Source organism: Patescibacteria group bacterium, from assembly GCA_027858235.1.
In the GTDB taxonomy this organism is placed as follows: Bacteria; Patescibacteriota; Patescibacteriia; order Patescibacteriales; family BM507; genus BM507.
The window spans coordinates 1-24549 of the sequence record JAQIDC010000016.1; the positions used below are offsets into that span (position 1 = coordinate 1).

Consider the following 24549-nt stretch of genomic DNA (forward strand, 5'->3'; position numbering starts at 1 on the left):
TATGAATCTGGGAAAACGAAGAGGAATATATCAAGTGTCCGAGGGCACAGTGATCTCAGAAGAGCTATCAAAACAATTGCCCTGGCTCAAATCGGCAGGAGGGGGAATGAAAAAGGAAAAGCATATTTTGAGAAAAAGACAAAAGAAGGAAAAAGCAAAAAACAAGCTTTAAAATGTTTAATGAGACAGAATATTAAAATAGTGTTTAGCATGATGAAAGAGCAAAGAGAATATTATAGTTAAAACAATTTCTACAATATCTCAAAAAAACTTGACTTAATATATCTGACCCCAATAGTTCACAAAGAGGTCGTCCTTTCGGTGTTAATACATGGATAATAAAAATATCTTCAAAGTTGGGACTAAATTCCACACTTAAACCAAGAGGAAGACCAAAAAAAGGTACCTGACCCCTTTAAATTCTCAATATGTTTTATATATTTTTTCTAGCATTGTTTTTAGTTAATATTTTGTTTTTTGTGTTTACTCCTCACAAAGAAGAAGCAGGAAAACCCGAATTCCAATTTAACAAAAGCGATGATTTTAACGGGACTCTAGGAAGATAAACAGATTCTAACTTCCTCCAGCTCCCGGAGCTACGAAATTTAGCCCTAATACTAGGGCTATTTTTTTATACCCCGAATCGAACGCTCGAACCTTTTGAGGTAATTTGGTATAATTAGAGTAGTTTAATAATTAAATTGGGATATGAAAATAATAAAAATAATTTTAGTATTATTAGTGGTATTTTTTGTGTTTGGAATTGGTTTTATACTCAAGATAGATAGTGCTATTTCTGACGGTTTTAGTAAATTTATTCAGTATTACCAGAAAGATGTTCTGCCTTTTTATATATTTCTATTGAAAATATTATCTTTGGTCTCCGGTGGATTTTTAATAAGAAGTATTTTAAAAAACTATTCTTTAAGAAAATATTCGTCTTTTATAGCGATGCATTCTGTTGTATTCGTTACTGCTATTTTACTGTTTTTTCCAAATCCAATTATTAGTGATGAAATAAAAATAAAAAAATTAGGGGGAGTTACAGAGGAGTCGTGTGATAAGGGGAAATCAATTTTTCCTTGGGCAACCCATGAATATTATTACTATCCAAGTAAATGTTTTACGTTTTATAATAAATGCGATAAAATTGATGAGGTTTTCGGTTTGAGATTTCCTGAATTTAATTGTTATAAGGATCAAGGAGTAAAATTTGAAACTAGAGAAGATTGTGAAATATTGAATAATAAAGGTTCAAAAGAAAAGTGTCTTGCAACATTTATTTTAGCAGAAGAAGATATTAGCAGATGTCTCTCTGGAGATTATCCCGAAAGGATAATGGGACAGGATTTTCGTAACTTTAATTCTTGTCTTATGAGCACCTTTCAGATAAGCACAATCCTGTTGGCTTCTGACAGGGAAAAGGAGAGGCAATTAAATTTATCTCAATGCAATGAATTAACTGACATAAAAAAAGATAGCTGTTTTTCTAACATGGCACGAATGTATGAGGAAATTGAGTTTTGTGACAAACTTTCAAGCAGTATTCCTGGTCTAAAGCAGAGGTGCTATGAGTATATAAATAAATAAATTATATTATTGGTAACTTAATATAACAGGTTCTAACATCGTCCAGCTCTCGGGACTATCTAAGAATACGAAGATAAAGGCGAAGATAAAGGGGTCAGGTACCTTTTATCTCTTTGGAATATAGACTTTAAGTATAGATAGAGTTTTAGGATGGAAAATAAGAAAGATAAATATATAATAATATCGCAGTTCGATGATGAGGGACTGTGGTCAGAAGGAATGCAAAAAACAAGACCTGACCCCTCTAGCTCTTGACCCCTCTAGCTCTGACCCCTCTAGCTCTGAAACTCTGTGGCAAAATTTTCGACCGACAGGTTAAAGTGATTCTCCAACAGAGAAATATTGTTTTTGAAGAGTCAGGTCTTGCTATGATTCTTATGAACTTTCTATTACAACAACAAACTATAAATTATGACAATATATTCTCAATCAAAAACAGAGCCATCCTTGTGGGGTTATTTATCCTTGTAGCATACGGTGTTTTGACTAGTGCTATAACACAATCGCAAATCATTGTTATGTTTGCTGACGCAATAAGTGCTATTACAGTTATTTTGATTGCCGTTCTAACGTATCCATTGTTTAAACATGTAGGGAAGTCTCTTCTTTAATTTATTTATATTCTTCTTCATCCAACTTGTCTGCTGCTTCGGTGGTGGACACTGATTTACTTATAAAGAATAATCTAACGATTCCCCAAGCAATTAACCAATAAACTAACATTGCTAGTATTGTGGTCCACTCAATGACAACACTATCAACTCTAGTGATGTTAAAAACATTCATGAATGGAGCGACAAAAGGATAACTGACTTCGTAAATAAAACTACTGAAGCCAGCCGAACTATTTGCTGCCAAGAACTTTAAGATAAAGCGAAAGGCTAATACAAGCTCGAGTAGTCCGAGAATATACCAAACTATTTGTGTCCCATGGTATAGAGACTTGGTTGTACGAGATACATGAGAGTCCATATGTTTATATATTTAGTTAATAAAATTTATTGAAATTAGTTTTGTAAAAGTCATCGTGTCTTTATTGGTAATAAGTTATATATTTATTATATATCAAACCACCAGGGTGATTGACCCACCTTTATTTAAAAGACTAAATTTAAACTACTCCTAGTCTCAACTAAGCTTTTCTAAGTGCAATGACTATTGCTATCAAGATAACTGCTCCGAGTAGAGCCACGAGAAAGCTATAAAGATTAAATCCAGATACTCCACTGTATCCGAAAAATCCCATAACCCAACCGCCGACAACCGCGCCGACAACACCGATAACGATATTGAGTAGTAAACCTTCATTTGTGCCCATAATTATTGATGCAACCCAACCGACAATTGCACCAAGAATAATCCAAATTAAAATTCCCATAATGTTTTGTTAAATTATTATATATTTTTAATTATATTATAATAGTATTAAAGTTAGATTAATTTTCAATAAAAGCTAACAATATAATTTAAGGAATGAATTAGTTCGAATACCTGTCTCCGAGCAAGACAAAATATAACATTAATGCTACACTTAAAATACAATATCCGTGATTAAGCGGAAAAAATTGCTCTAATTATTGAGCACGGACTCGAACTTATTCTGTCATTAGATGCTTTCATTGGTGGCTATCTCAAGAACTCGGGTCACTAAAATTATGAATAAAAATACACAACAAGGAGCTTCGAGCTTCAATGGTCTTGGAATTGCACCAAAAATTCTAACAATTCTAACTGAGTTGGGCTATACAACTCCAACTCCTATTCAATTGAAATCGATTCCGCTTAGTCTTGAAAGAAAAGACATGGTTGGGATAGCGCAAACGGGAACAGGGAAAACCCTTGCTTTTGGCATTCCCATGATTCAACTTTTGGCTATTCACAAAGGAATGGGCTTGGTTGTTTTACCAACACGTGAACTTGCATTGCAAGTTGATGAAAATCTAAAAACAATTGGAAAGAAAATTGGGCTAAGAACATCGGTGCTAATAGGAGGGGAGCCAATTAACAAACAACTTAAATCATTAAAAAATAAACCACATATTTTAATTGCCACTCCTGGAAGGTTGGTCGACCACACAGAAAGACGTTCTGTAAATCTGAGCACAGTTAAGATATTGGTTTTAGATGAGGCTGATATGATGCTTGATATGGGGTTTTTGCCTCAGATAAAAGCTATTTTGAAACAAATTCCAAAGCAGAGACAAACGATGCTGTTCTCAGCCACCATGCCAACACAAATAGTACAAATAGCATCTGAATATATGTCTCTGCCAACAAGAATAGAAGTTGCTCCGGCTGGAACTTCTGCTGAAAATGTTGAGCAAGAAATAATTGTCATAAACAAAGAAGATAAAATTGAGCAAATTAAAAAAATACTATCTGAAACAAGGGGGTCAGTTTTAGTATTTATGAGAACAAAACATACAGCTAAATCGCTTACAAGGAAAATTAATCAAGCTGGTTTTACTGCTGCTGAAATACATTCTAATAGAAGCCTACCTCAACGTAAAAAAGCATTAGAAGGATTTAAAATGGGGCAATATAGAGTATTAGTGGCAACAGATATTGCTGCCAGAGGGATAGATGTTAAGGAAATTGAGTTAGTTGTCAATTTCGACCTTCCTGAAAAATCTGAAGATTATGTTCATCGTATTGGACGAACTGCACGAGCCGGCAAAAGCGGTAAAGCTATTTCATTTGTCATGCCTAATTAAATAAAAGATCTTCGAGATATTGAGAAATTAATTCACAAAACTTTAAAAATAAACAAAACAAAGGAGGAATTAAATGAGTTGAAAAATTTGCCTTCACCTAAGAAAAACTCGCAAAGAAGAAATTTTAATCCAGTGAGAAAGGAAAGAACAGCTAGAAAGCCATTCGAGGCAAAAAATAAACCAGCAGAAAAATCCACAACTCAGGTTAAAAGAAAACCGTATAATAAACTCAATTCAAACAGAAATACTAGTTATTCACAAAGATTTAAATCATCAAAATAAGGTATTTAAAAATATTACTGATAATAATTATTTGTAAAAAGGTTCGAACATCGTTCAACATCCCTAGCAGATATTGACAAAAACTATAACATATGTTATAGTTTTTTGTTGTTTGATTTTTTACATAAGTTAACAGTCTATCAAAAGGAGAAAAACCATGAAATCTTTCATTATTGTGCTTGTGTCTATCCTTTGTGGGTGTTCTACTTCTTATATGGAGCCACGTTTGTATATCGATGAATTTGGCACAATAAATGAGGTGGAGAGGTCGCTCGAAGAAATGAACAATCCAAAAAATTGGAAATCAATCGGGCAAAATGAAGTTGTTACGATTTGTAACAAGAAAATTGAATGCCTTAATGGGTGTACTTCAGGTAAGCAGTATACAATTAAAAAGTATGTTCCCAAAAGCATAAATATGTATAGACTAATTGTTTATAAAAATGATTTTGGGAATGAGGAGATATTCCTAGTTGAGAATCTCCCGTACGAGAATGAAGAAGAAAGGTTAATAAATATTCTTGATAGAATTGACCCGTAGTGAACTATTAGAAAACAACACGCCACCAATGCTTTATGCTGAGGTGGCTTTTTCTTTGACTATAAAAAGGTTCGGACATCGTTTAACATCCCTAGCTAATGAGAATACCGCCACATTTTGACCAGTTTTTTATAGTAATAATTATAGTACTTGTTTTATCTAGAATATTTAAATCAAGTCAAGTCATTAAGCTTGTCAGGAGAAGTGTTTAAAATAAACTCACATTTTATAGAAATGGATAAAATTAGGTATTCTAATACGTAATTCTTTTTATTAACATATATTTAATCAATATATAATACTATAAAAATATAAGGATTTGTTCTTTTTCCTTAAAGTTGGTATAATTTAGCTATGAAAAAGAGATTTTTTATTATTGAAGACGATGTCAATATTCTTTATGCCGTGCAAGCTCAGCTACGAGTAAACCGCTATGATACATTTATAGATAATGGGATTCATGGGATTGAGACATTGATTGACAGTATTCAAACTGAAATGCCAGATTATATAATTCTTGACTTGATATTACCTCATGTCGATGGATTTGAGTTATTGGAACAAATAAAATCAAATAATATTATTTCATCTATACCTGTTTTTATATTTACTAATCTTAGCGACGAGGATACCAAGACAATTGTGGAAAAAATGGGCGTTGACTATCATTTTATAAAGTCAGAAATGAATGTTGAACAGTTCGTAAAAAAGATTTTAAAAATTATTCAAAATAAAGCAAAATTAAAAACGTTATGAAAAAGATGTCTGTAAAAAAAGCGGTTTTTATCCTTATTTTTGTCGCAATAATTGGCATTATTATCATTTCTGTTTTAGCAAACAAAAACAAATCGAAATTTGAATATACGACACAAACAATTCAAAAATCAGATCTTATTCAAACTGTTTCTGAGACAGGCCTCATAAAAACAATAGATTCATTTGATATTAGTTTTGAACTTGGCGGTAATATAAAAAATGTTTTAGTGAACATAGGGGATGTTGTGAAAAAAGACCAGTTATTGTCCGAGCTTGATCATACTGATTCTGATATTAGATTGAGCCAAGCAAGCGCCAGCCTTGATATTGCTAGAGCTAATTTATCTAAACTTCAAACTGGGGCAACAAGTCAAGAAATTGCTATTTACACGGCTAATTACAATAGAGCAAAAGCTAGTTATGACTCAACCTTGGTTGACCTTCAAAAATATAAAATAACCTTAGTTGAAAATACAGCACAAGCCCAAAAGACGCTTAGTGATTTAGAGGATGATTCTCCCTATACAATTACAACTTATGAACAAGCCCTTGAAACTGCTGAATCAAATTTAAGTAACACAAAAATTACCTACCAAAAAGCTATTAACGATTCAGTTAGCATATCTCTCACTAGCTCGGAAGCCCAAGCGTCTTTAATAAATAATGCTCTTGATCAAATCAAATCAATTCTTGATAATACGGACATTGAGGATTACCTGTCTGTTATGAATAAAACATATTTAGCAGAAGCAAAACGAGCACATGAAGAAGCAGGAAAGATGCTCATCTCTGTTAATGCAAATACTGCTATAGCTAAAAATACTCCTGACAAGAACATCGTTTCATCTCTTTTGGTTGAGGTCCAAAATACTCTCAATAAAACATATCTTTCTTTGAGTAATATGTTTTCCGCATTGGAAAATTCTGTAACTTCATCTTCATTTTCTAAGACCCAGTTAGATGCTCTAAAGGCTATTGTTAACACACAAATTAGTATAATTAACACAAGCATTAGTAGTGTTCAGTCTTTAAGTCAGTCACTAGATAGTGCTATTTTAACTTACAATACAAATGTTGATGCTGCAAACAATAATCTTGCTCAAGCAAGAGCCAATTTAGATAATGCCCTAACCAGCGCTAAAAATAATTTAGCCAACGTAATAAATGGAGGAGAACAACAGTTGGCAACGATTGAGGCACGTGTCGATTCAGCTAATCAATCTCTACTTGTATCACAGGCCGAACTAAACAGGATTAAGTCACCTGCACGAACAGAGGATTTAAGTCTTTATCAAGCACAGTTAAAACAAGCCCAAGCAGAAATTAATTCCATAGTAAATCAAATTGAAAAAAGTAAGTTAAAATCACCGGTAGACGGTATCGTTTCTAAAATTAATTTCGAAGCTGGTGAACAATATATACTTGGAAGACCAATGGCAACGCTAATTTCAGGAAATGGTTCTGAATATAAAATTGAAGTTGATATTTCTGAGTCTGATATTCCAAAAGTAGAAATTGCTGACCAGGTTTTAATTACACTTGATGCCCTTGGAAGCGACGTAAAATTTCATGGTTCAGTCAAATTTATTGAACCTGCTGAAACTGTAATTCAAGACGTAATTTATTATAAAGTTGAGATTGTTATTGATAATAATAACGAAAATATCCATTTAGTGAAACCAGGGATGACAGCCAATACAGATATTACAACTAATGAAATGAAAGATATTATAACCATTCCAGGAAGAGCTATTATCGACAGAAATGGAGATGGAAAGTTTGTTAAAACATTTAACAACGAAATTATTGATGAAAATAAAGTAGAAGTCGGTATAATTGGTGACGGGGGAATGGTTCAAATCATTTCTGGTCTATCTGAGGGGGATGTGGTAGTAACTTTTACAAAAGAAAAATAAATGCTGATTAAACTAGAAAATATAAAAAAAGAGTTTGCAAATGACGAGATTATTACAAAGGTTCTTCATGGTATTTCTTTTGAAATAGATAAGGGTGATTTTGTATCTATAATGGGACCGTCTGGCTCAGGGAAATCAACATTGATGCATATAATTGGTCTTTTGGATAAAGCTACTTCTGGCGATTATATTTTAGAAGGAGGAGATGTTACCGCTCTAGATGATGAACAGCTTGCTTTTATGCGTAACGAGAAAATAGGGTTTGTTTTTCAGTCTTTTAACTTGCTTGCAAAGTCTACAGTTTTGGAAAATGTTATGCTCCCTTTGGTGTACTCTTCTAAAAAGGGAGATGCCGAAGAAAAAGCTAGAAAAGTATTAGATCAAGTTGGTCTTTCTCACCGAGTTGATTATATGCCGAACCAAATATCTGGCGGTGAAAAACAAAGAGTAGCCATCGCTCGTGCCCTAGTAAATGAACCTTCGGTTATATTCGCTGACGAACCAACCGGAAACCTCGATTCAAAATCAGGCATTCAGATTATGGAAATATTACAAAAACTAAACGAAGAAGGCAATACAATTATACTCGTAACACATGAAACTTTTACAGCTGAACACGCAAAGAGAATTATATATATAAGAGACGGGCTCTTGGAGTCTGATACTTTAGTTAAAAATCGTAGACTTGCTCACGATGGCAACACGCTCAAATAAATGATTCTTCAAATTAAACAAGCAATAAAAAGCCCTATCCAATCTCTCTTGGCCAATAAAGTCAGGAGTTTTTTAACAATCCTGGGTATTGTTATTGGTGTGTCTGCTGTTGTAATAATTATGGCCGTTGGTTCTGGTGCTCAGAGTTTAATTTTATCTCAAATTGAAAGTCTTGGTTCTGACTTAATTGGTGTATTACCAGGGAATTCAGGCGACGGTGCTCCAGCGAGTGCTATGGGCATCGTTGTTACCACACTAACCTATGATGATTTGCAGGCTATTAAAAATAAAAATAATGCACCAAATATAATTGATGCGACAGCTTATGTAAAAGGATTCTCAACAGTTTCTTGGGGTTCTAATTCATACGATACAAATATTAGCGGCACCACCGCCAGCTATTTAGACGTAGAAGGGGGAGGGGTCGAATTTGGAAGATTCTTCACTGAAGCAGAAGAAAAATCAACAAGCAAAATTGTAGTTCTTGGAAGTACTGTTGCAGAAGAAATTTTTGGATCTTCTGACCCCATAGGAAAAAAAATAAAAATAAAGAAAAAAACTTTTGAAGTTATTGGTGTTATGAAAGAAAGAGGTACTGTTGCTTTTCAAAACTTTGATGACCAAGTTTTTATACCAATAATAACAATGCAAAAATCAGTTGAAGGTATCGATCACGTTAGCATGATGAGAATGAAAATCACCAGTGAAGAAAACACTGAAATTGCAATTGAGGAAGTGAAGGCAACTCTCAGAGAACAGCATGGAATAAAAGATACTTCTGGAGTAGAAGACGATTTTACAGTAAGAGGAGCAGCTCAAGCTCTAGACATAATAACAACCATTACCGATTCATTAAAATTCTTTTTAGCAGCGATGGCTGGAATTTCTCTTGTTGTTGGTGGTATTGGTATTATGAATATAATGCTTATTAGTGTAAATGAAAGGACAAGAGAAATAGGATTGCGTAAAGCAGTCGGTGCAAATAATAGACATATTCTAATTCAGTTTCTATTGGAATCAATTGTCTTGACCTTGCTTGGAGGTCTAATTGGTCTTGTTTTGGGAGCGGTAGTTTCTTATTTGGTCGCCATCATTGCTCGAGCACTTGATTATGATTGGGCATTTGAGGTTTCATTATTTTCAATAATTTTATCAATAACAGTATCTATGTTTATAGGTCTGGTTTTTGGAATAGTTCCTGCTAAAAGAGCATCTGAACTAGAACCAATAGAAGCTTTAAGATATGAATAAATGTCATTAATAAATGATTTCAAAATTGCCACTAGTGCAATAAATAGCAATAGAAGCAGAACAGCACTAACTGTGACTGGTCTTGTTATTGGAGTTGCTAGCATCTTCATGGTATTTTCTGCTGGAGAAGGACTAGAGAGTCTTATTACGGGGCAAATTGAATCTTTTGGTACAGACTTTATCCAAACAGAAATTAAAGTTCCGACAGGAAAAACTCCAGGTAGCGCCGCTGATGAATCTGCTAGTGGTCAAGCTATTGTTCAGGGAGTTCAGGTAACAAGTCTTACCCTGGATGACATGGAGGATATCAATAAACTTGATAATATTGTTGATTCATACGGTGCATTAATGTCTCAAGGGATAACAACTTATAAGTCGGAGAAAGAATCAGCCACAATCTTTGGGGTAAGCTCTAGCTATATCGATATTGACGCTAGTAAAGTTGAATATGGTAGATTCTACACCAAGATGGAAGATAAGTCTCTTTCACAAGTTGTTGTTCTTGGATCAGAGCTAAAAGAAAAATTATTCGGGGAATCAGATGCGGTAGGTAAAACAATTAAAATAAAATCCAGGAACTTCACGGTTGTAGGGGTTATGGAAGAGAGGGGGGCAGTAATGACTTTGGATTTTGATAATTTTATTTACATCCCGGTACGTACTCTTCAGAAAAAAATGATGGGGATTGATCATGTTATGTATATGACGTCAAAGGTGCGCGACATTGACCTTTCTTATGACACCGCAGAAGAAATGAGGTATGTGCTAAGAACGAATCACGACATTATAGATGAGACAAAAGACGACTTCCGAGTTACCACTATGGATGAAATGATGGAAATGCTTGGTACAATTACAGGGGCTATAACACTACTTTTACTCGCAATAGTAATCATTTCCTTGATTGTTGCTGGTGTTGGTATAACGAATGTGATGTATGTTATTATTTCAGAAAGGACAACTGAGATTGGGCTAAGAAAAGCAGTGGGAGCAAATTATTATCACATTATTAGACAATTTTTGATTGAGTCCATACTCATCACTTTACTTGGTTTTTTGTTTGGGTTTATAATAGGAGCAATCTTGTCCTTTGCTATTGCAATGGGAGCTCAATACGCTGGACTTGACTGGAAATTCAGTATTCCCTTGAAATCCATAATAACTTCTTTCTTTTTTTCACTTTTTGCTGGTGTAATTTTTGGATATTTCCCAGCAAGAAAAGCCGCTTTAATGGAACCAGTTACTGCATTAAGAAAAGAATAATATGAATAAAATAAATATACTCGGAGTTAATATCACAAAAGAGGACAGCAATATAATTTTAAAAAAAATTCATTCTTTTTTAGATGAAGATAAACCAAAATATATTGTTACACCGAACCCCGAAATTATCCTAAATGCTCACAATGACGAAGAACTATTTTATATCCTAAATCATGCGGATATTTCTTTGGCGGATGGAATGGGATTGAAAATTGCCGGTCTTTTTATGGGTAGATATCTAAAAAGATTTACTGGGTCGGATCTAACAAATTATTTGTTAAAATATTCGGAAGATAATAATTTTAAAATAGCAATTCTGAACTGGCGGGGAGGATTATCTCTTTCCAGCGATATTGAAAAGATTCTAAAAGACAAATTTCCAAAACTTAAATTTTATATTCATGATATAGACAAAAAAGGAGATTTAATTAACTACCAAAAATTAAATAATTTTTCTCCTGATATTTTATTTTCCACCCTAGGTTCTCCATGGCAAGAGAAAAATATCTATCACTCAAAAAATAAAATAGACAATTTAAAATTGGCACTCGCTGTTGGTGGGAGTTTCGATTTTATTACTGGGAAAAAAGTTCGGGCTCCAAAAATATTTAGGTTACTTGGTTTTGAATGGTTATGGAGATTGTTGATTCAACCGAATAGAATAAAACGAATTTTTAATGCCACTTTTGTTTTTATGTACAATTTTCTTGTTTGGCGCTTTGTCCATCCTCATATGTATAGACCAAATGTTGCTTGTCTTCTATTTAAGAGAAAAAATAACTCAATTAAAATATTCATTGTTAATAGGAAGGGAGAGAAACATTGGCAAATTCCTCAAGGCGGAACAGATGGTGAATCCCTAGAAAAAGCTGGTGCTAGAGAGTTAAGAGAAGAGATGGGAAACAAAAATTTTAGAGCTATTAAATCTTTTAAGAATCTTTTTAAATATACCTTTAAAGCAGGCTATGTTAGTAAATTCAACGCTGATGCTAATACTATAGAGGGTTACAAGGGACAGAAGCAAGGTTTATTCATTGCTGAATTTCTCGGGAATGACGAAGATATAAAAATTAATTTTTGGGAACATTCTGACTGGAAATGGGTAGACGTAAATAATGCTCTAAAAACTGTTCATCCCGTGAGAAAAGAAGCCTTAAAAATATATTTAAATAAATTAAAAAAAATTTATGAAATTTAAACTTAAAAAATATATATATGTTATTAATGACTTAACAAATATACTTTTAAAAAAAGACATTGAAAATTCTCAATACAAAATAGGAGAGTTGCATAAAAGCCTTAAAATTGTTAGTATTTTCTTGGCTATTTCAGTAATAGTTAACATTATTTTATTAATTAAAGTATTTATATATGGATAAAAATATCAGGGTCAGATTTGCCCCCTCACCAACAGGGTTTTTGCATATAGGAAGCCTACGAACTGTATTGTTTAACTATGTTTTTGCGAAAAAATATAAAGGGAAATTTATTTTAAGGATTGAGGATACTGATGAAAAAAGAAAAGTAGAAGGTTCTGTTGAAAATCTTATTAGTATTTTTGATTGGCTTGGTCTTGACTATGACGAAGGCCCAAACAAAGATGGAGGTTTTGGACCATATACCCAAAGTGAACGAAATCCTATTTACTTAAAATATGTTGAGCAACTTTTAGAAGAAAAAAAAGCATACAAATGTTTTTGCACAGCCGAACGTTTGCAAGAAATGCGGGAAGAACAACAAGAAAATAAAAGAGCTCCTAGATATGATGGTAAATGTAGAGATTTAAATGATAGCGAAATTGAAGCTAATTTAGCTAATAATATTCCATTTGTAGTAAGACAAAAAATTCCAGAAAGCGGAGAAATCATTGTTCACGATGAACTTAAAGGCGAGATAAAATTTCAAACAAGTGAATTAGATGATCATGTCTTGCTTAAAACCACAGGAACCCCAACTTATCAATTTGCAAATGTTATTGATGATCATTTAATGGAAATTTCCCATGTTATGCGTGGTGATGAATGGATACCTTCATCTCCTAAGAATGTTCTGCTTTACAAAGATTTAGGATGGGAAGCTCCAAAATTCATACACTTACCTTTGATTATGAATAAAGAAGGTGGAAAATTGAGCAAAAGACAAGGGGACGTAACCGTAGAAGCTTACAAAGAAAAAGGTTATTTGCCAGAAGCGCTAATAAATTTTAGTGCACTTCTAGGATGGCATCCAAAAGGAGATAATGAAATATTAAACCTCGAAGAGATAATAGAAAATTTTAGTATAGATGGGATGGGAATAAGTCCCGGTGTTTTTGATATTGATAAGCTAGATTTTTTTAATTCCCACTATATGAAAGAACTTAATTCAGAAAAACTTCTTGAATTGTCAAAACCTTATATCGTAGAAAATTTAGAGATAACTAAAAAAGATTCTAAAAAAAAGGATGACTTTTTACTGAAGGTAATTAAGACCGAAAAGGAAAGAGTGAAAAAATTATCTGATCTTGGAGAGGCTACAAAATTTTTCTTTTTTGATGACCTAGATTATGAGCCAAGTTTGTTGATTTGGAAAAGTTTAGAACAAACACAAGTTAAAGAAAATCTTGAAAAAGTTTATGAACTCGTAGACAAGATTCCAGAAGAGAACTGGACTGAAGTAAGTATTAACGACGCAGTCTATACATATATAAAATCTAGCGAGCTAAAAGTGGGGGATTATCTCTGGCCGATGAGAGTCGCTCTTTCTGGTCAAGAGAAAAGCCCTGGACCTTTTGAGATTGCAGAAGTTCTTGGAAAATCAGAAACTCTCCTCAAAATCCAAAAAGCTATTACTATTTTATCCTAATATTAAAGAAAATTTGTAGATACTAAAGTGTCTTTTTCTATTGTCCAAAAAATGGTATAATTAGAAAAATGGGGAAGAACCCCGCTCATACGTCTCTTTGAGACTAGCGGGAGACTTGCTCACCCCAAGAGCACTTTGTCGCTTCGCTCGGGCGCACACGCAAACCATATGAAGAAAATATTATTTTTGCTAAGTTTAATATTGGTCACAGGTGTTATTGTAAAAACATCTTCTTTTGCATACCTAGCTGAAGAGGAAGATGATTATTCCAATCCTAGGGCAGCCGCTATCAACAATGAATTAAAGACTATCAATTCTGAAATTGAGGATAGAAAAAATAGAATGAAAAAGCTCGATGATAAAGAAAAGAGCTACACTCAAGCTATAGCCCAAAAGCAAAAAGACAAGTCTACCCTAAATAGTCAATTAGCAATTCTTGACAACAGGCTTGCTAAAGCTGAAATTGATATAGAGTCCGTTGAATTGGATATTGAAAAAGTTTCACTTGAAATTTCTAAAACCAATATCTCTATCGAAAATAAGACTGAAGAAATTGCTTCCGAAAAAGAAAAGATAGAAAAAGTAATTCAACTTTTATATAAAGAGGGGAATACCGACACTCTGCAAATACTTCTTTTAAATAATTCCTTATCAGACTTCCTTACTCAGGTTAAATATTTAGAAAATGTAAATCAGGCCGTAAAAGAAAGCCTCGATAATTTGATTTTTCTAAAAGACAACCTTGAAGAAGAGAAGGTGGTCCTAGGTGAAAAAAATGATGAAACTGTGTCACTGAAAGAAAGTCTTATCGACAAAAAGAAAGCACTAGAAGCTGAGCTAGGTGGAAAAGAAATACTCTTAGTTCAAGTTAATTCTTCGGAAAGTGAATATCAAAGATTGCTCGCTGCATCAAAAGCAGAACAGCAAGAAGCAGCCTCTGAGATTGCTAGCATGGAAAAACTGATTAGAGCAAAATTAGCTACTCTATCCGGAAAAGAACTTGAATTCAACGAAAATGGATTAGTTTGGCCAGTGAAAAAAAATGTTATAACTTCTTATTTTCATGATCCAGATTATCCTTATAGACATATTTTTGAGCATCCTGCTATTGATATAAGAGCTGGACAGGGGAGCACTCTAAAAGCAGCGGCCTCTGGCTATGTAGCTCGTGCAAAAAACGCTGGAATGGGATATAGCTATATTATGATAGTCCACGGTGACGGCCTCTCTACAGTCTATGGCCATGTTTCCAAGATATTGATAAACGAAGACGATTACGTCGTCCAGGGACAAACTATAGGTCTCTCAGGAGGTATGCCAGGCACACCAGGAGCTGGAAGACTTACAACAGGCCCACATCTACATTTTGAAGTTAGAAAAGACGGAATACCTGTTAATCCTTTGAATTATTTGAAGTAACTAAAATATGAAAAAATTTTTAATTATTACTATTTTTCTATTTACTTTACTATTCCCACCAGACGCTTCCATTGCGTCATCAAGCACTACTAATCTAACCGCTGATAGCCTATGGGTTCAAGATCCTTCAGTTGTACAAGCCTATGAAGAAAAGAAAGATAGAGAGAACGTCATAAACGCAATTGTGAGAAGCTTTTTTGGAATACTGCTTATTGCTTCTTTGGTTTTTTTAATTTATTCTGTTTCATTGTTAGTTTACTGTTTTTTTGCTAAAAAAAATAAGCACAAAGCACTTAAATTTATAATAATAAGTATTACTTCTATTGTATTAATCTTCTTGTCTTTGTATATGCTTTTTTATATTCAACATGCAGCATATCACTATCATAACCCCACTGCATAGTTTTTTTAAATTATTGCTATCTTGCTATTAACAACAACCTAATTCTTCAAATTCTTCCCAGAGTGAAATTTTTTATGAACATCACGTAATTGTTTGTTTGTGACGTGAGTATATATTTGAGTAGTGGCTATATTTTGATGACCGAGGAATTCTTGAACTAAACGAAGATCCACACCTTGCGCTAGGAGGTCTGTGGCATATGAGTGCCTTAGAGTATGTGGTGTTGTTATTATTGGAAGACCTGCTATCTTTGTATATTTTTTAACTATTTCCTCTACACTTTTTGTTGTAAGCCTCCTCTGATTGGAGGTTTTTTCTATTCCTGGTTTATAATTAATAAATAAGGCTGGATCCATATCTGTTCTTTTATTTAGGTAAGCGCGAAGCCACATCGTAGCTCGTTCCGAGAAATAAATAGATCTCACTTTTGAACCTTTACCAATAACAGATATTTCCATATCCTTACTTTTATCGGCTATTATAAACTGCTCGGAATTTAGAGCAACTAACTCGGCCACACGAAGGCCAGTTGAAAAAAGCACTTCTAGAATAACTCTGTCTCGCAAACCAATTCTAGCTTCAATGTTTGGTGCTAATAATAATTTTTCAATTTGTCCCAGTGATAAAAAATTTACTTCTTTATCTGACTTGTCTTTTGCAAGTTTTATTTTGTCTGGAGGTAAAGAGGGGATATTGCGTTCAATAAAATACTCTAGCAGACTTCTGAGTGCAATAAGATAATAGTTTTGAGTAGATTTTTTTAATGTTTTTTTTGTAACAGGATGAGTATTCCTAGAAAGGAAAACTCGATATTTTAAAATATGGCTATCGGTAAGTTTCTCTGGTCCAATATTTTGTAATTTATTTTCTTCCAACCACATAAAAAACTTATTCAAAAAACGTGAATAATTCTCCTGGGTTTTAGAGGAGAGTCCTTTTTCTATCTCAAGAAAATCAAGATAGTCTGTTAAATGTTTGGATATTGCTTTTGACATACCCTAATTATATCATAATATTATGCGAAGTATACTATTGACAAAACAATCAAAACATGCTATGTTTAAGTGTTCTTTTTTAAATTGAATAATTATATATATTTTATTACATTGAAAAAATAAACCACCAACTTAAAGGGAGAAAGAATGAAGAAATCAAATTTCTTGTTAATGGCTATCGCTCTGTTCTTTTGCTTAACTCAGACACATCAAGCAAGCGCAGTTACACTAGGAATAGTTGTCCATAAAACACCTCAAAAAATCGTGAGGTTTACAGTTGGCAAAAAATATTTTGCAACTTTTCAGTCGGTCAGACCACCAAAAGAGATAAACTACAAAAAACTTACTGATGACCTCGAGAAACACTTCAATGAGGTTACAAAAAGAAAAATTACCGGGTTAATTAAGGAAGATCAATTTGAATCTAGTGAAGAAATTGTTTTCCATATTTATGGAAAAGCTTTTTATCAAGGTATTGTAAAAATTTCTAAAGAATTTTTCAGTAAAAATGGTGAATTTAAGTACAACCTCGCCGCTTTAAGAAAAACGTTAGAACACACGCTGAACCAAGAAATAAAAGTTCTCCAGATAAAGGAGAAAGGAGATGAAAGACATCTTAAAGTAAAAAAAGAAAACGGTTGGGTGACTATTTAGAAAATAGAATATATTGTTTTCAAATAAGGGCAATTTCGAATGATTTTGCCCTTTTTACTACTAATATTAGCCACTTAGCTCAAAATTGGCTTCTAAGGCGCTTAACTTGAAAATGTGATATCTATATCATCTATAATTAAATAGATTCATATGAATGTCATATATATTGAATAAGAAGCTATAAAATTAGTTTAATTGTTAAGATTGATATATAATTAGATTACAGATCTTTTAAAAAAATAACCCGTATCCAAAGAAGGGAGATTGCCATGATGAAAAAATATTTATTATTTCTGGTTATTCTACTTATTCTATTGCTAGCTGGATGTGCCAAACAACTACAGGTCGTGCACAGTAATTGTAATGAATTGTACGTTTACGATGACAATGGTTATATGGGTGAAATAAACATTCCATATGAAAATCTTTCCGAACCTGGTGTTTATAAACAAATTCTAAGATTGTGTAAAACAGTGAAGAAAGCCATTGAAGATAACTCAAACCTAAACGAGGTTAACATTCTTGTGACGACTGGACACACTGAGCGTGTACATAATATTAAATGCCACAAGTTTAGTATTAGAGACAAGGCAGGATCATTACGTGGAACATTTTCAGTCAACAAAAAAAGACTGAAAAATAAAGAAAACATAAATTGGGATAAAGTTGCCTTAGTGACTATAAGTTCAATTTATAATGAAGAAGGGGGTTGAGACTTAAGAAGGTCTTAAGCAGAAGGGATATCCATGCGATATCCCTTTTTTTAAATACAATATAGCTATAAACCTATAATAGAGCGCTATAATTAACTATTGACAATACTTCGCATAATGTAGATTAAGCAACGTATTATGAATATATAAATAGTTTTTTTGTACTTTAGCTACATGCAGCGTTTATGCATCTGTAATAAGTATTCCCATCAAAGTTATTTCTGGAAAGAACATAAGAAGAACTTTCAAAAATAAAAGGAAAAAAGCTATTATAACTAAACAAAACACCACTATTGCTAAAAAGAAAATAAATTTGAATAATCCTTCCATCTGATTTTATGTTATTTTATGCTAATATTAGCTATTTCTATGATAATTATGCTAATATTAGTTATTTATCTATAGTATATCATGTCTCCGAACCTAAGGTCAATGTATGTCTTTGAGTATAGATCGTCACGCAACTTTTCATTTCTCAATAGAAGAAGTTTATCAGACTGAGAATTCAAATCCTCAGTAACATTAAAATAAATTTCTGGTCCGTCAAATATTTTCATTGTGATGGTGTTATCGTTTTGGGTTCCAATAATAAATTTTTCAATATTAAATATATTTGTATCCTTAAAAGTTTTGTAAAGCTCAATTGAAAATCTAAGATGTTCATTTTTATCTTGGACAGAACCATTAACAATAAGATCTCTTCCCTTGTTTTCCACTAAGGGAAAAATTTCCTTAATTTCTTCCGGAGAAACACTATTTATAACGTCCCCTTTTGGGGTAATATAAAAATATTCTTCTTGTTCTTTCCATATAAGGGCATAGGAAACCTCTCTTAAATAGATGTGCAATTTGTTTGGTAATTTTTTTTCTACTCTAATCTCTTCAAAGGCAAAATCTGTACTTAGCTTGTTATATAATTTGTTTTCATCGAAAAGGAAAATATTGTTACCGGGCAAGAAAACAAATTTTGACCGCAATTCTTCTCTGGCCATTTTTTCGATGTCGTCTTCACCGATACGTCCAATGTCATTTATTTTCTCAATATTTATTTCTATATCATATATCAAAAAATATTTAGAGTAGAAGATTAACCAAACGATTGAAAATATAAAAATAACAATTAAGATAACTGAAATTTTGGCCTTCCAAGACATGCTTGAAACAAAAGATGATCTAGATGTTTTGTTTACATCTTTAAAATAGGGATTGTTATATGCTTTCTGACTAATATACAATTTACTCCCCTTCTTTTTCCCAATTTTGTTCTTTTTATTAAACATAATGAATATTATGTTTTAAATTGTTAATTCAATTTTCTATCTTCAATTGCACCTTCAATAATTCTATCTAGTAAGGCACCGAAACTTATCCCTGCTTCTTTTGCAGCCTTCGGAAGGAGACTATTTTTTGTCATTCCTGGAATGGTATTCATTTCTATAAAATAAATTAGTCCGGTATTAGAATCAACTATAAAGTCTCCCCTTCCCAAATCTCTGCATCCAAGTTTTTCATAAATATCTATAGCTGTTTTCTGGAGAGAGAGTCTTAGCTCATCTGGGATAACAGCTGGACAAATTTCATCAGCACCACCATCTTCATACTTTGAATTATAATCAAACCAAGAAGAAACTTTAGGAATAATTTCAATAACAGGCAGGGCGTCAGGCATCTTATTCCCCATTATAGCAACTGTAAACTCTCGTCCGGAAACATATGCTTCTAGCAAGGCGCTTGAACCATGCTCAAGAGAATTTTTCACGGCACTTTCTAGCTCTTCTTTGGTGTGGACTAAAGAAACACCTATAGAGGAACCCTGCTCCATTGGTTTTACAACTATAGGTAGCGACAGTGAAGTGATTATGTTTCTAGTGTCAATTTGCTCACCTCTCTTAATAACTAAGTCGTTGGCAACACTAATTCCAATACTCTTAACAATTAGTTTAGACGTATGCTTGTTCATGCAAACCGCACTACTTAGTAAGCCAGAAAAAACATATGGTACTTTCAATAAATCGAACATACCCTGCAAACTGCCGTCCTCTCCAAATGTACCATGAAGAGCTGGGAGAACTATATCAAATTTATTTGTACTGGCATCAATAAATAATTTTGTTAAATCTTCCTTCGGGTCATATTTAAATATTTCATATTTCTCTTTATCCATTGCCTCAAAAATTATATCACCTGTTTGTTTTGAAACTTCTCTCTCATGAGAGTCCCCTCCCGAAAGAAGAGCAATTTTAATTTTTTCCATATGGCTTGCGTGTGAGCAAGTCTCCCGCTAGTCTCGCCCGTCCTCCTTTGGCGGGAAGAAGCGTATAAGCGGGGTTCTCCTCTTAATTTATTTAATTATTAATGTTTCGCTTTAATTATTTTAACTCCACCAGGTATATATTTATGAAGAACTTCTGGTATATTAATTGAACCATCTTCATTTTGATAGTTTTCCATTACTGCAATCATCATCCTAGGGCTCGGCATAGCTGTATTATTAAGCATATAAACAAATTTGTTTTCTCCTTCCTTGTCTCTATATTTTACATTTAATCTTCTTGACTGCCAATCAAGAAAATTTGAAGCAGACCCTGTTTCACCGTAAGCATCTCTGCTTGGAATCCAGGCCTCAATATCAAACATTTTGTATTTACCAGCACTCATGTCGCCAGTACAAATTGAAAGAATTCTATATGGTAAGCCTAAATCCTGGTGCATTTCTTTAGCAATCTCAAGCATCTCAAGATGCAGTTTATCGGCTTCTTTTGTGTTAGCTCTTGTGATACAAACCTGTTCAACTTTCATGAATTCATGAACTCTATATATCCCTTTTGTGTCCTTACCATAAGACCCAATTTCTGACCTATAGCACTGTGAATAGCCACAAAGCTTCAATGGCAAGTCTTTATCATCAATAACTTCGCCAGAATGAAAAGCTAACAAAGAAGGTTCAGCGGTTCCAACTAAAAATTTATCTTCTTTTGCTTTTGTTCCATCTTCATTGACCTCATTATTTTCTACTTTATAAATTTCATCATTTTCTGGACTATATTCACGTCCAGAAAAATACCCGCTTCCGAATAATGGAAATGCTTTAGTTAGAGTCGGTGGAATCATTGGTGAAAATCCTTTGGTTACTAATTTATCTAAGGCATACATCATTAGACCCATTTGAAGCATAACAGCCTCATTACGAACATAATAACCTCTATAACCAGCCACCTTAGCTCCCCTTTCTAAGTCAAGCAAATCTAAATCACGACCTAGCTCTATATGATCTTTTAGTTTAAAATCAAAAACCCTTGGTGTCCCCCATTTTTCAATTTCGACATTTTCTGCTTCACTTTTTCCGATAGGAGTATCCTCAGAAGGAATAGTTGGAACCTTTACCATCAAGTCGAAATATTCTTTTTCAACTTCTTTCAATTTATCTTCAAGCTTGGCAGTTTTTTCTTTTGTCTTTTTCCCTTCTTCTATTTGCTCAGGGCTAGGTCTCCCCCCTTTTGCCTGTTTGGCTAAATCATTTTTCTTGGCTCTTAAGTCTTCCACTCCTTGAACAATTTCCCTTCTTTTTTTATCAATATCAAGAAGCTTGGCTACGTCAAGTTTAATGTTTTTATTATTTGCAGCTTTTTGAACTTCGTCTGCATTTTCTCGGATGTATTTTATGTCTAACATATCTATTTGAATTTATATTTTATTCTCGGGTGGTGTATTATAATTGCTTAATTTACAATTTGCATACAATTTATTTCTGTAATTTATATAAAGCCCATGCTGAAAGTATGTGATTATTATCTATCTTATTGTCTACAATCATCTGGTCAATCTCGCTTTCGCTAATCCAAAAATTCTCAATATCACCTTCCTCGAGATCTTTCTCAAGGCTATTATCTTCTACTAAATCAGTTCCTAAATAAACAAACATCTTCTGCGTTGAACGTCTATTATTCATTAAATAATCTCCAAGAAGTTTTAAGTTCGAGGCTCTGTGTCCTGTCTCCTCGATTAATTCTCGATTCGCTCCATCTTCAGGTTTTTCTGAAAGAGGAACACCACCTCCCGGAAACTGCCAAAGAACCTCTTGAACAGGGTGAGAATATTGCTTTGATAACATTATTTTACCTTCATCGTTTTTAGCAATAATTGTTGCTGCATTTTGAGCAGCTTCAAATTTTAAATATTTTGTTTTATGTCCATTGGGTAATTCAACGTCATCTTCAAGTAATGTAATTCGTGGGTGTTCGAATATTTTTTTTGTTGATAAAATTTTCCACATTATTTTAAAGTCTTAATTTATCAGAAATTTCTTGAAGTGAATTTAAGCCTATTTCTAAAAATTCATCAGTAGACAATCCAATCTTTTCACATTCTGAAATTATTTCTCTGTTACAATTAGCTGCAAATGCTTTTTGTTTAAATTTCTTTTTCAGTGAACTTAATTTTACACTTGCTAATTTTTTGTCTGGTTGCATTTTAGCAGAAGCAATGATTAAGCCAGTTAAGGTTTCGGCGGAAGCTAGGGCATGTTCGACTCTAGAGTTTCTTTTGTTTTCTTTAATCAAGCCGCATCCATTATCTCCAAATCCATGTGAAACTATTGTGTTAATAAGATAATCTGAAGCACCTTCATTCTTTAGAATATCGACTGCTCTGACTGTATGGTTTGCAATATCTTCCCTGGTTTCATCCCAATCAATATCGTGCAAGAGGCCTATTATCCCCCACTGTTCCTCGTCCTCACCAAAATGTTTAGCTAGGCCTCTCATTATGGCTTCAGATTCTAAGGAATGAAGTTTAGTATTTTCTTCATTTAAATATTTGTTAAAAATTTCTTGAGCTTTATTGTAGTCGATTCCTAAATCAATACTAACTCCATCATCTTTTAACTTTTTACTTTTAACTTTTAACTCATTAAGTCTTTTCATCGTTGGAAATAAAACCATGTCACGAATATTTTCCTCTCCTTCAAGCAAAGCAAAGAATCTATCAAGACCCATCCCCCATCCTGCCATTGGTGGCATACCATATTCCATAGATTCAACGAAGTCGTGATCGAAAGGCATTGCCTCTTCGTCTCCTTCTATCACAAGCCTCTCCTGAGCTTCAAAACGTTCTCTTTGGTCTATTGGATCATTGAGCTCGTTATACGCCTTAATCATTTCCCAAGTATTTATGACTAACTGAAAAGTAGCAACCTTTTTGGGATCATCTTCTTTTGTTTTAGCTAAGGCCATTAATTCCTTTGGATAGTCAGTAACAAAAATAGGATTAATCAATTTATTTCTAATTGTTTTTTTATATAGCTCATCAATCTTAGCTGGCCAACCCACCTTCTCACTTAAATGAACAATATTTTCTAGTTTATTTTCAGAAACATATTTTTCTATTTTTTCTTCCGTGTCAAAACCATCAATTCCTGCGCCTAAATTTTCTTTTAGTAGATCATCAAATGTTTTTCTTGGGTATGGAGGCTTAAAATTAATTTCATTATCTCCATATTTAACCACGTAGTTCTTGTAAACTTTCTCAACAACCTCACTGACTAAATTTTCAGTAAAATCCATTAAAAAATTATAATCTACATATGGCCAATAGAATTCAAACATTGTAAATTCCTGCAAATGGGCTGGGCTCATTCCTTCGTTTCGAAAGCATTTCCCTATTTCAAATATTCTTTCAAATCCACCAGTAATAGTTCTTTTTAGAAACATTTCTGGGGCGATACGCAAGTAAAAATCTTGATCTAATCCGTGGTAGTAAGTAGTAAAAGGCTTAGCATATGTTCCACCGTAAACATTTTGCAAAATAGGAGTTTCTACTTCAATAAATTTATGTTTCCACATAAATTCCCTAATAATACGAGTTGCTTCAAATCTTTTTCTAAATCTATCAAAAGCATTTCTATCTGAAACCATTTCAAGTTCCCTAAATCTTTGCTTCTTGTCTTCGTCCTTTAAACCATGATATTTCTCTGGAAGTGGTCGAATAGTTTTACTTAAGAGTCTCCACTCATTTACCATTAGTGATTTTTCATTTTTGTGTGTTAAAAAACATGTCCCCTTAACTTCAATAAAGTCACCCATGTCAATCAGTTTTACAAAATGTTTATACGAATCATCGCCAAGTGCTTTTTTTGACAAGGCAATCTGAATATTTCCACTAGAATCTTCGATATTTGAAAAAGTTAAATTACCGTGAGTCCTGTTTGTTTTTAGTCTTCCACCAACAACAAAAACCTTAGAGTTTTTAATATTTTTATCAAAATCCAAAAGTACCTCATTTATTGAGTGAGTTTTATTATTATTTGAAACATAGGGATTTATGCCCAGTTTTCTTATTTGATCTAATTTATTTTTTCTTTCTTCTATTTCGCTAATCTTTTCATCGGACATACAATACTTAAAAATACGAACTATTGTTCGTTAATTGCTTAATTTTATACTAATATTGTATAATATTTTGCATTATTAGTCAAAAAAAGACCCTCGCAAGAGAGT

General features: G+C 33.2%; 27 protein-coding genes. 19 read left to right on the forward strand and 8 right to left on the reverse strand.

The annotated features are described in order from the left end of the window. From PF572_00980 to PF572_00995, 4 genes are all read left to right on the forward strand, one after another. On the forward strand, positions 1-243 hold a 243-nt coding region (locus tag PF572_00980), incomplete at its 5' end, for a hypothetical protein (protein MDA3839638.1). A 185-nt stretch (positions 244-428) separates the two neighbouring features. Continuing rightward, a complete protein-coding gene (locus PF572_00985) occupies positions 429-566 on the forward strand; it encodes a hypothetical protein (protein MDA3839639.1) in 138 nt (45 codons plus the stop codon). 142 nt (positions 567-708) lie between these two features. Beyond that, positions 709-1590 (forward strand): hypothetical protein, encoded by an 882-nt coding sequence (locus PF572_00990; protein MDA3839640.1) that lies wholly within the window; start codon positions 709-711, stop codon positions 1588-1590. 377 nt (positions 1591-1967) lie between these two features. Beyond that, the gene (locus PF572_00995; protein MDA3839641.1) at positions 1968-2201 is read left to right on the forward strand and encodes a hypothetical protein; all 234 of its coding nucleotides are present in this window, start codon (positions 1968-1970) and stop codon (positions 2199-2201) included. Position 2202: 1 nt separating this feature from the next. On the opposite strand, the gene PF572_01000 is transcribed toward PF572_00995, so the two are convergent. Both PF572_01000 and PF572_01005 read right to left on the reverse strand, forming a co-directional pair. Beyond that, positions 2203-2562: a YggT family protein gene (locus tag PF572_01000; protein ID MDA3839642.1), complete on the reverse strand. Its 360-nt coding sequence runs from the start codon at positions 2560-2562 to the stop codon at positions 2203-2205. A 160-nt stretch (positions 2563-2722) separates the two neighbouring features. After that, a complete protein-coding gene (locus PF572_01005; GenBank protein ID MDA3839643.1) occupies positions 2723-2968 on the reverse strand; it encodes a GlsB/YeaQ/YmgE family stress response membrane protein in 246 nt (81 codons plus the stop codon). 277 nt (positions 2969-3245) lie between these two features. Between PF572_01005 and PF572_01010 the strand changes: the two genes are divergently transcribed. From PF572_01010 to PF572_01070, 13 genes are all read left to right on the forward strand, one after another. Continuing rightward, a complete protein-coding gene (locus PF572_01010; protein ID MDA3839644.1) occupies positions 3246-4304 on the forward strand; it encodes a DEAD/DEAH box helicase in 1059 nt (352 codons plus the stop codon). Positions 4305-4391: 87 nt separating this feature from the next. Then, on the forward strand, positions 4392-4586 hold the full coding sequence (locus tag PF572_01015; protein MDA3839645.1) for a hypothetical protein: 195 nt from the start codon (positions 4392-4394) through the stop codon (positions 4584-4586). Between the two features lie 157 nt (positions 4587-4743). After that, positions 4744-5127 carry a hypothetical protein gene (locus PF572_01020; protein MDA3839646.1) on the forward strand — a complete coding sequence of 128 codons (384 nt, stop codon included), beginning with the start codon at positions 4744-4746 and terminating at the stop codon, positions 5125-5127. 354 nt (positions 5128-5481) lie between these two features. Beyond that, on the forward strand, positions 5482-5883 hold the full coding sequence (locus tag PF572_01025; GenBank protein MDA3839647.1) for a response regulator: 402 nt from the start codon (positions 5482-5484) through the stop codon (positions 5881-5883). Beyond that, positions 5880-7799: an HlyD family efflux transporter periplasmic adaptor subunit gene (locus PF572_01030; GenBank protein MDA3839648.1), complete on the forward strand. Its 1920-nt coding sequence runs from the start codon at positions 5880-5882 to the stop codon at positions 7797-7799. Before PF572_01025 ends, PF572_01030 begins: the two co-directional genes overlap by 4 nt. After that, positions 7800-8513: an ABC transporter ATP-binding protein gene (locus tag PF572_01035; protein ID MDA3839649.1), complete on the forward strand. Its 714-nt coding sequence runs from the start codon at positions 7800-7802 to the stop codon at positions 8511-8513. Then, the gene (locus PF572_01040) at positions 8514-9764 is read left to right on the forward strand and encodes an ABC transporter permease (GenBank protein ID MDA3839650.1); all 1251 of its coding nucleotides are present in this window, start codon (positions 8514-8516) and stop codon (positions 9762-9764) included. It abuts the gene before it with no gap. After that, positions 9765-11027: an ABC transporter permease gene (locus PF572_01045; protein ID MDA3839651.1), complete on the forward strand. Its 1263-nt coding sequence runs from the start codon at positions 9765-9767 to the stop codon at positions 11025-11027. A 1-nt stretch (position 11028) separates the two neighbouring features. After that, complete coding sequence (locus PF572_01050; GenBank protein ID MDA3839652.1) at positions 11029-12225, forward strand: WecB/TagA/CpsF family glycosyltransferase; 1197 nt, start codon at positions 11029-11031, stop codon at positions 12223-12225. Beyond that, positions 12215-12406 carry a hypothetical protein gene (locus PF572_01055; protein MDA3839653.1) on the forward strand — a complete coding sequence of 64 codons (192 nt, stop codon included), beginning with the start codon at positions 12215-12217 and terminating at the stop codon, positions 12404-12406. Before PF572_01050 ends, PF572_01055 begins: the two co-directional genes overlap by 11 nt. After that, positions 12399-13871, forward strand: a complete 1473-nt coding sequence (gltX, locus tag PF572_01060) for a glutamate--tRNA ligase (protein ID MDA3839654.1) — start codon at positions 12399-12401, stop codon at positions 13869-13871. The genes PF572_01055 and gltX overlap by 8 nt, the downstream gene beginning before the upstream one ends. Positions 13872-14039: 168 nt before the next feature. Further along, positions 14040-15290 (forward strand): peptidoglycan DD-metalloendopeptidase family protein, encoded by a 1251-nt coding sequence (locus tag PF572_01065; protein MDA3839655.1) that lies wholly within the window; start codon positions 14040-14042, stop codon positions 15288-15290. Positions 15291-15297: 7 nt separating this feature from the next. Beyond that, positions 15298-15693, forward strand: coding sequence for a hypothetical protein (locus PF572_01070; protein MDA3839656.1), 396 nt, complete (start codon positions 15298-15300; stop codon positions 15691-15693). A 38-nt stretch (positions 15694-15731) separates the two neighbouring features. On the opposite strand, the gene PF572_01075 is transcribed toward PF572_01070, so the two are convergent. Further along, positions 15732-16688, reverse strand: a complete 957-nt coding sequence (locus tag PF572_01075; GenBank protein MDA3839657.1) for a tyrosine-type recombinase/integrase — start codon at positions 16686-16688, stop codon at positions 15732-15734. A gap of 147 nt (positions 16689-16835) precedes the next feature. Here PF572_01075 and PF572_01080 point away from each other — a divergent pair, with 147 nt between their 5' ends. Beyond that, the gene (locus PF572_01080; protein MDA3839658.1) at positions 16836-17342 is read left to right on the forward strand and encodes a hypothetical protein; all 507 of its coding nucleotides are present in this window, start codon (positions 16836-16838) and stop codon (positions 17340-17342) included. Between the two features lie 269 nt (positions 17343-17611). Continuing rightward, positions 17612-18055, forward strand: a complete 444-nt coding sequence (locus PF572_01085; GenBank protein MDA3839659.1) for a hypothetical protein — start codon at positions 17612-17614, stop codon at positions 18053-18055. A 395-nt stretch (positions 18056-18450) separates the two neighbouring features. Here PF572_01085 and PF572_01090 read toward each other — a convergent pair whose 3' ends face one another. The 5 genes from PF572_01090 to lysS form a co-directional block, all read right to left on the reverse strand. Beyond that, positions 18451-19335: an FtsQ-type POTRA domain-containing protein gene (locus PF572_01090; GenBank protein MDA3839660.1), complete on the reverse strand. Its 885-nt coding sequence runs from the start codon at positions 19333-19335 to the stop codon at positions 18451-18453. Between the two features lie 23 nt (positions 19336-19358). After that, entirely contained in the window at positions 19359-20309 is a 951-nt protein-coding gene (locus tag PF572_01095; protein MDA3839661.1) for a D-alanine--D-alanine ligase, read from the reverse strand. 98 nt (positions 20310-20407) lie between these two features. Next, positions 20408-21727 (reverse strand): serine--tRNA ligase, encoded by a 1320-nt coding sequence (gene serS, locus PF572_01100; protein ID MDA3839662.1) that lies wholly within the window; start codon positions 21725-21727, stop codon positions 20408-20410. Between the two features lie 70 nt (positions 21728-21797). Further along, a complete protein-coding gene (locus PF572_01105; GenBank protein ID MDA3839663.1) occupies positions 21798-22328 on the reverse strand; it encodes an NUDIX hydrolase in 531 nt (176 codons plus the stop codon). Between the two features lie 4 nt (positions 22329-22332). Continuing rightward, the gene (gene lysS, locus PF572_01110; protein ID MDA3839664.1) at positions 22333-24444 is read right to left on the reverse strand and encodes a lysine--tRNA ligase; all 2112 of its coding nucleotides are present in this window, start codon (positions 24442-24444) and stop codon (positions 22333-22335) included. Positions 24445-24549: the final 105 nt, after the last annotated feature.

Excerpts from the sequence above, each read along its gene's own strand:
- PF572_01105 (MDA3839663.1), bottom strand. The coding sequence starts at position 22,328 with ATGTGGAAAATTTTATCAACAAAAAAAATATTCGAACACCCACGAATT.
- PF572_01035 (MDA3839649.1), top strand. The coding sequence starts at position 7,800 with ATGCTGATTAAACTAGAAAATATAAAAAAAGAGTTTGCAAATGACGAG.
- PF572_01000 (MDA3839642.1), bottom strand. The coding sequence starts at position 2,562 with ATGGACTCTCATGTATCTCGTACAACCAAGTCTCTATACCATGGGACA.
- PF572_01070 (MDA3839656.1), top strand. The coding sequence starts at position 15,298 with ATGAAAAAATTTTTAATTATTACTATTTTTCTATTTACTTTACTATTC.
- PF572_01095 (MDA3839661.1), bottom strand. The coding sequence starts at position 20,309 with ATGGAAAAAATTAAAATTGCTCTTCTTTCGGGAGGGGACTCTCATGAG.
- PF572_01045 (MDA3839651.1), top strand. The coding sequence starts at position 9,765 with ATGTCATTAATAAATGATTTCAAAATTGCCACTAGTGCAATAAATAGC.
- PF572_01005 (MDA3839643.1), bottom strand. The coding sequence starts at position 2,968 with ATGGGAATTTTAATTTGGATTATTCTTGGTGCAATTGTCGGTTGGGTT.
- PF572_01085 (MDA3839659.1), top strand. The coding sequence starts at position 17,612 with ATGATGAAAAAATATTTATTATTTCTGGTTATTCTACTTATTCTATTG.
- PF572_01030 (MDA3839648.1), top strand. The coding sequence starts at position 5,880 with ATGAAAAAGATGTCTGTAAAAAAAGCGGTTTTTATCCTTATTTTTGTC.
- gltX (MDA3839654.1), top strand. The coding sequence starts at position 12,399 with ATGGATAAAAATATCAGGGTCAGATTTGCCCCCTCACCAACAGGGTTT.
- PF572_00990 (MDA3839640.1), top strand. The coding sequence starts at position 709 with ATGAAAATAATAAAAATAATTTTAGTATTATTAGTGGTATTTTTTGTG.
- PF572_01025 (MDA3839647.1), top strand. The coding sequence starts at position 5,482 with ATGAAAAAGAGATTTTTTATTATTGAAGACGATGTCAATATTCTTTAT.
- lysS (MDA3839664.1), bottom strand. The coding sequence starts at position 24,444 with ATGTCCGATGAAAAGATTAGCGAAATAGAAGAAAGAAAAAATAAATTA.
- PF572_00995 (MDA3839641.1), top strand. The coding sequence starts at position 1,968 with ATGAACTTTCTATTACAACAACAAACTATAAATTATGACAATATATTC.
- PF572_00985 (MDA3839639.1), top strand. The coding sequence starts at position 429 with ATGTTTTATATATTTTTTCTAGCATTGTTTTTAGTTAATATTTTGTTT.
- PF572_01055 (MDA3839653.1), top strand. The coding sequence starts at position 12,215 with ATGAAATTTAAACTTAAAAAATATATATATGTTATTAATGACTTAACA.
- PF572_01080 (MDA3839658.1), top strand. The coding sequence starts at position 16,836 with ATGAAGAAATCAAATTTCTTGTTAATGGCTATCGCTCTGTTCTTTTGC.
- PF572_01020 (MDA3839646.1), top strand. The coding sequence starts at position 4,744 with ATGAAATCTTTCATTATTGTGCTTGTGTCTATCCTTTGTGGGTGTTCT.
- PF572_01075 (MDA3839657.1), bottom strand. The coding sequence starts at position 16,688 with ATGTCAAAAGCAATATCCAAACATTTAACAGACTATCTTGATTTTCTT.
- PF572_01065 (MDA3839655.1), top strand. The coding sequence starts at position 14,040 with ATGAAGAAAATATTATTTTTGCTAAGTTTAATATTGGTCACAGGTGTT.
- PF572_01010 (MDA3839644.1), top strand. The coding sequence starts at position 3,246 with ATGAATAAAAATACACAACAAGGAGCTTCGAGCTTCAATGGTCTTGGA.
- PF572_01040 (MDA3839650.1), top strand. The coding sequence starts at position 8,514 with ATGATTCTTCAAATTAAACAAGCAATAAAAAGCCCTATCCAATCTCTC.
- PF572_01090 (MDA3839660.1), bottom strand. The coding sequence starts at position 19,335 with ATGTTTAATAAAAAGAACAAAATTGGGAAAAAGAAGGGGAGTAAATTG.
- serS (MDA3839662.1), bottom strand. The coding sequence starts at position 21,727 with ATGTTAGACATAAAATACATCCGAGAAAATGCAGACGAAGTTCAAAAA.
- PF572_01050 (MDA3839652.1), top strand. The coding sequence starts at position 11,029 with ATGAATAAAATAAATATACTCGGAGTTAATATCACAAAAGAGGACAGC.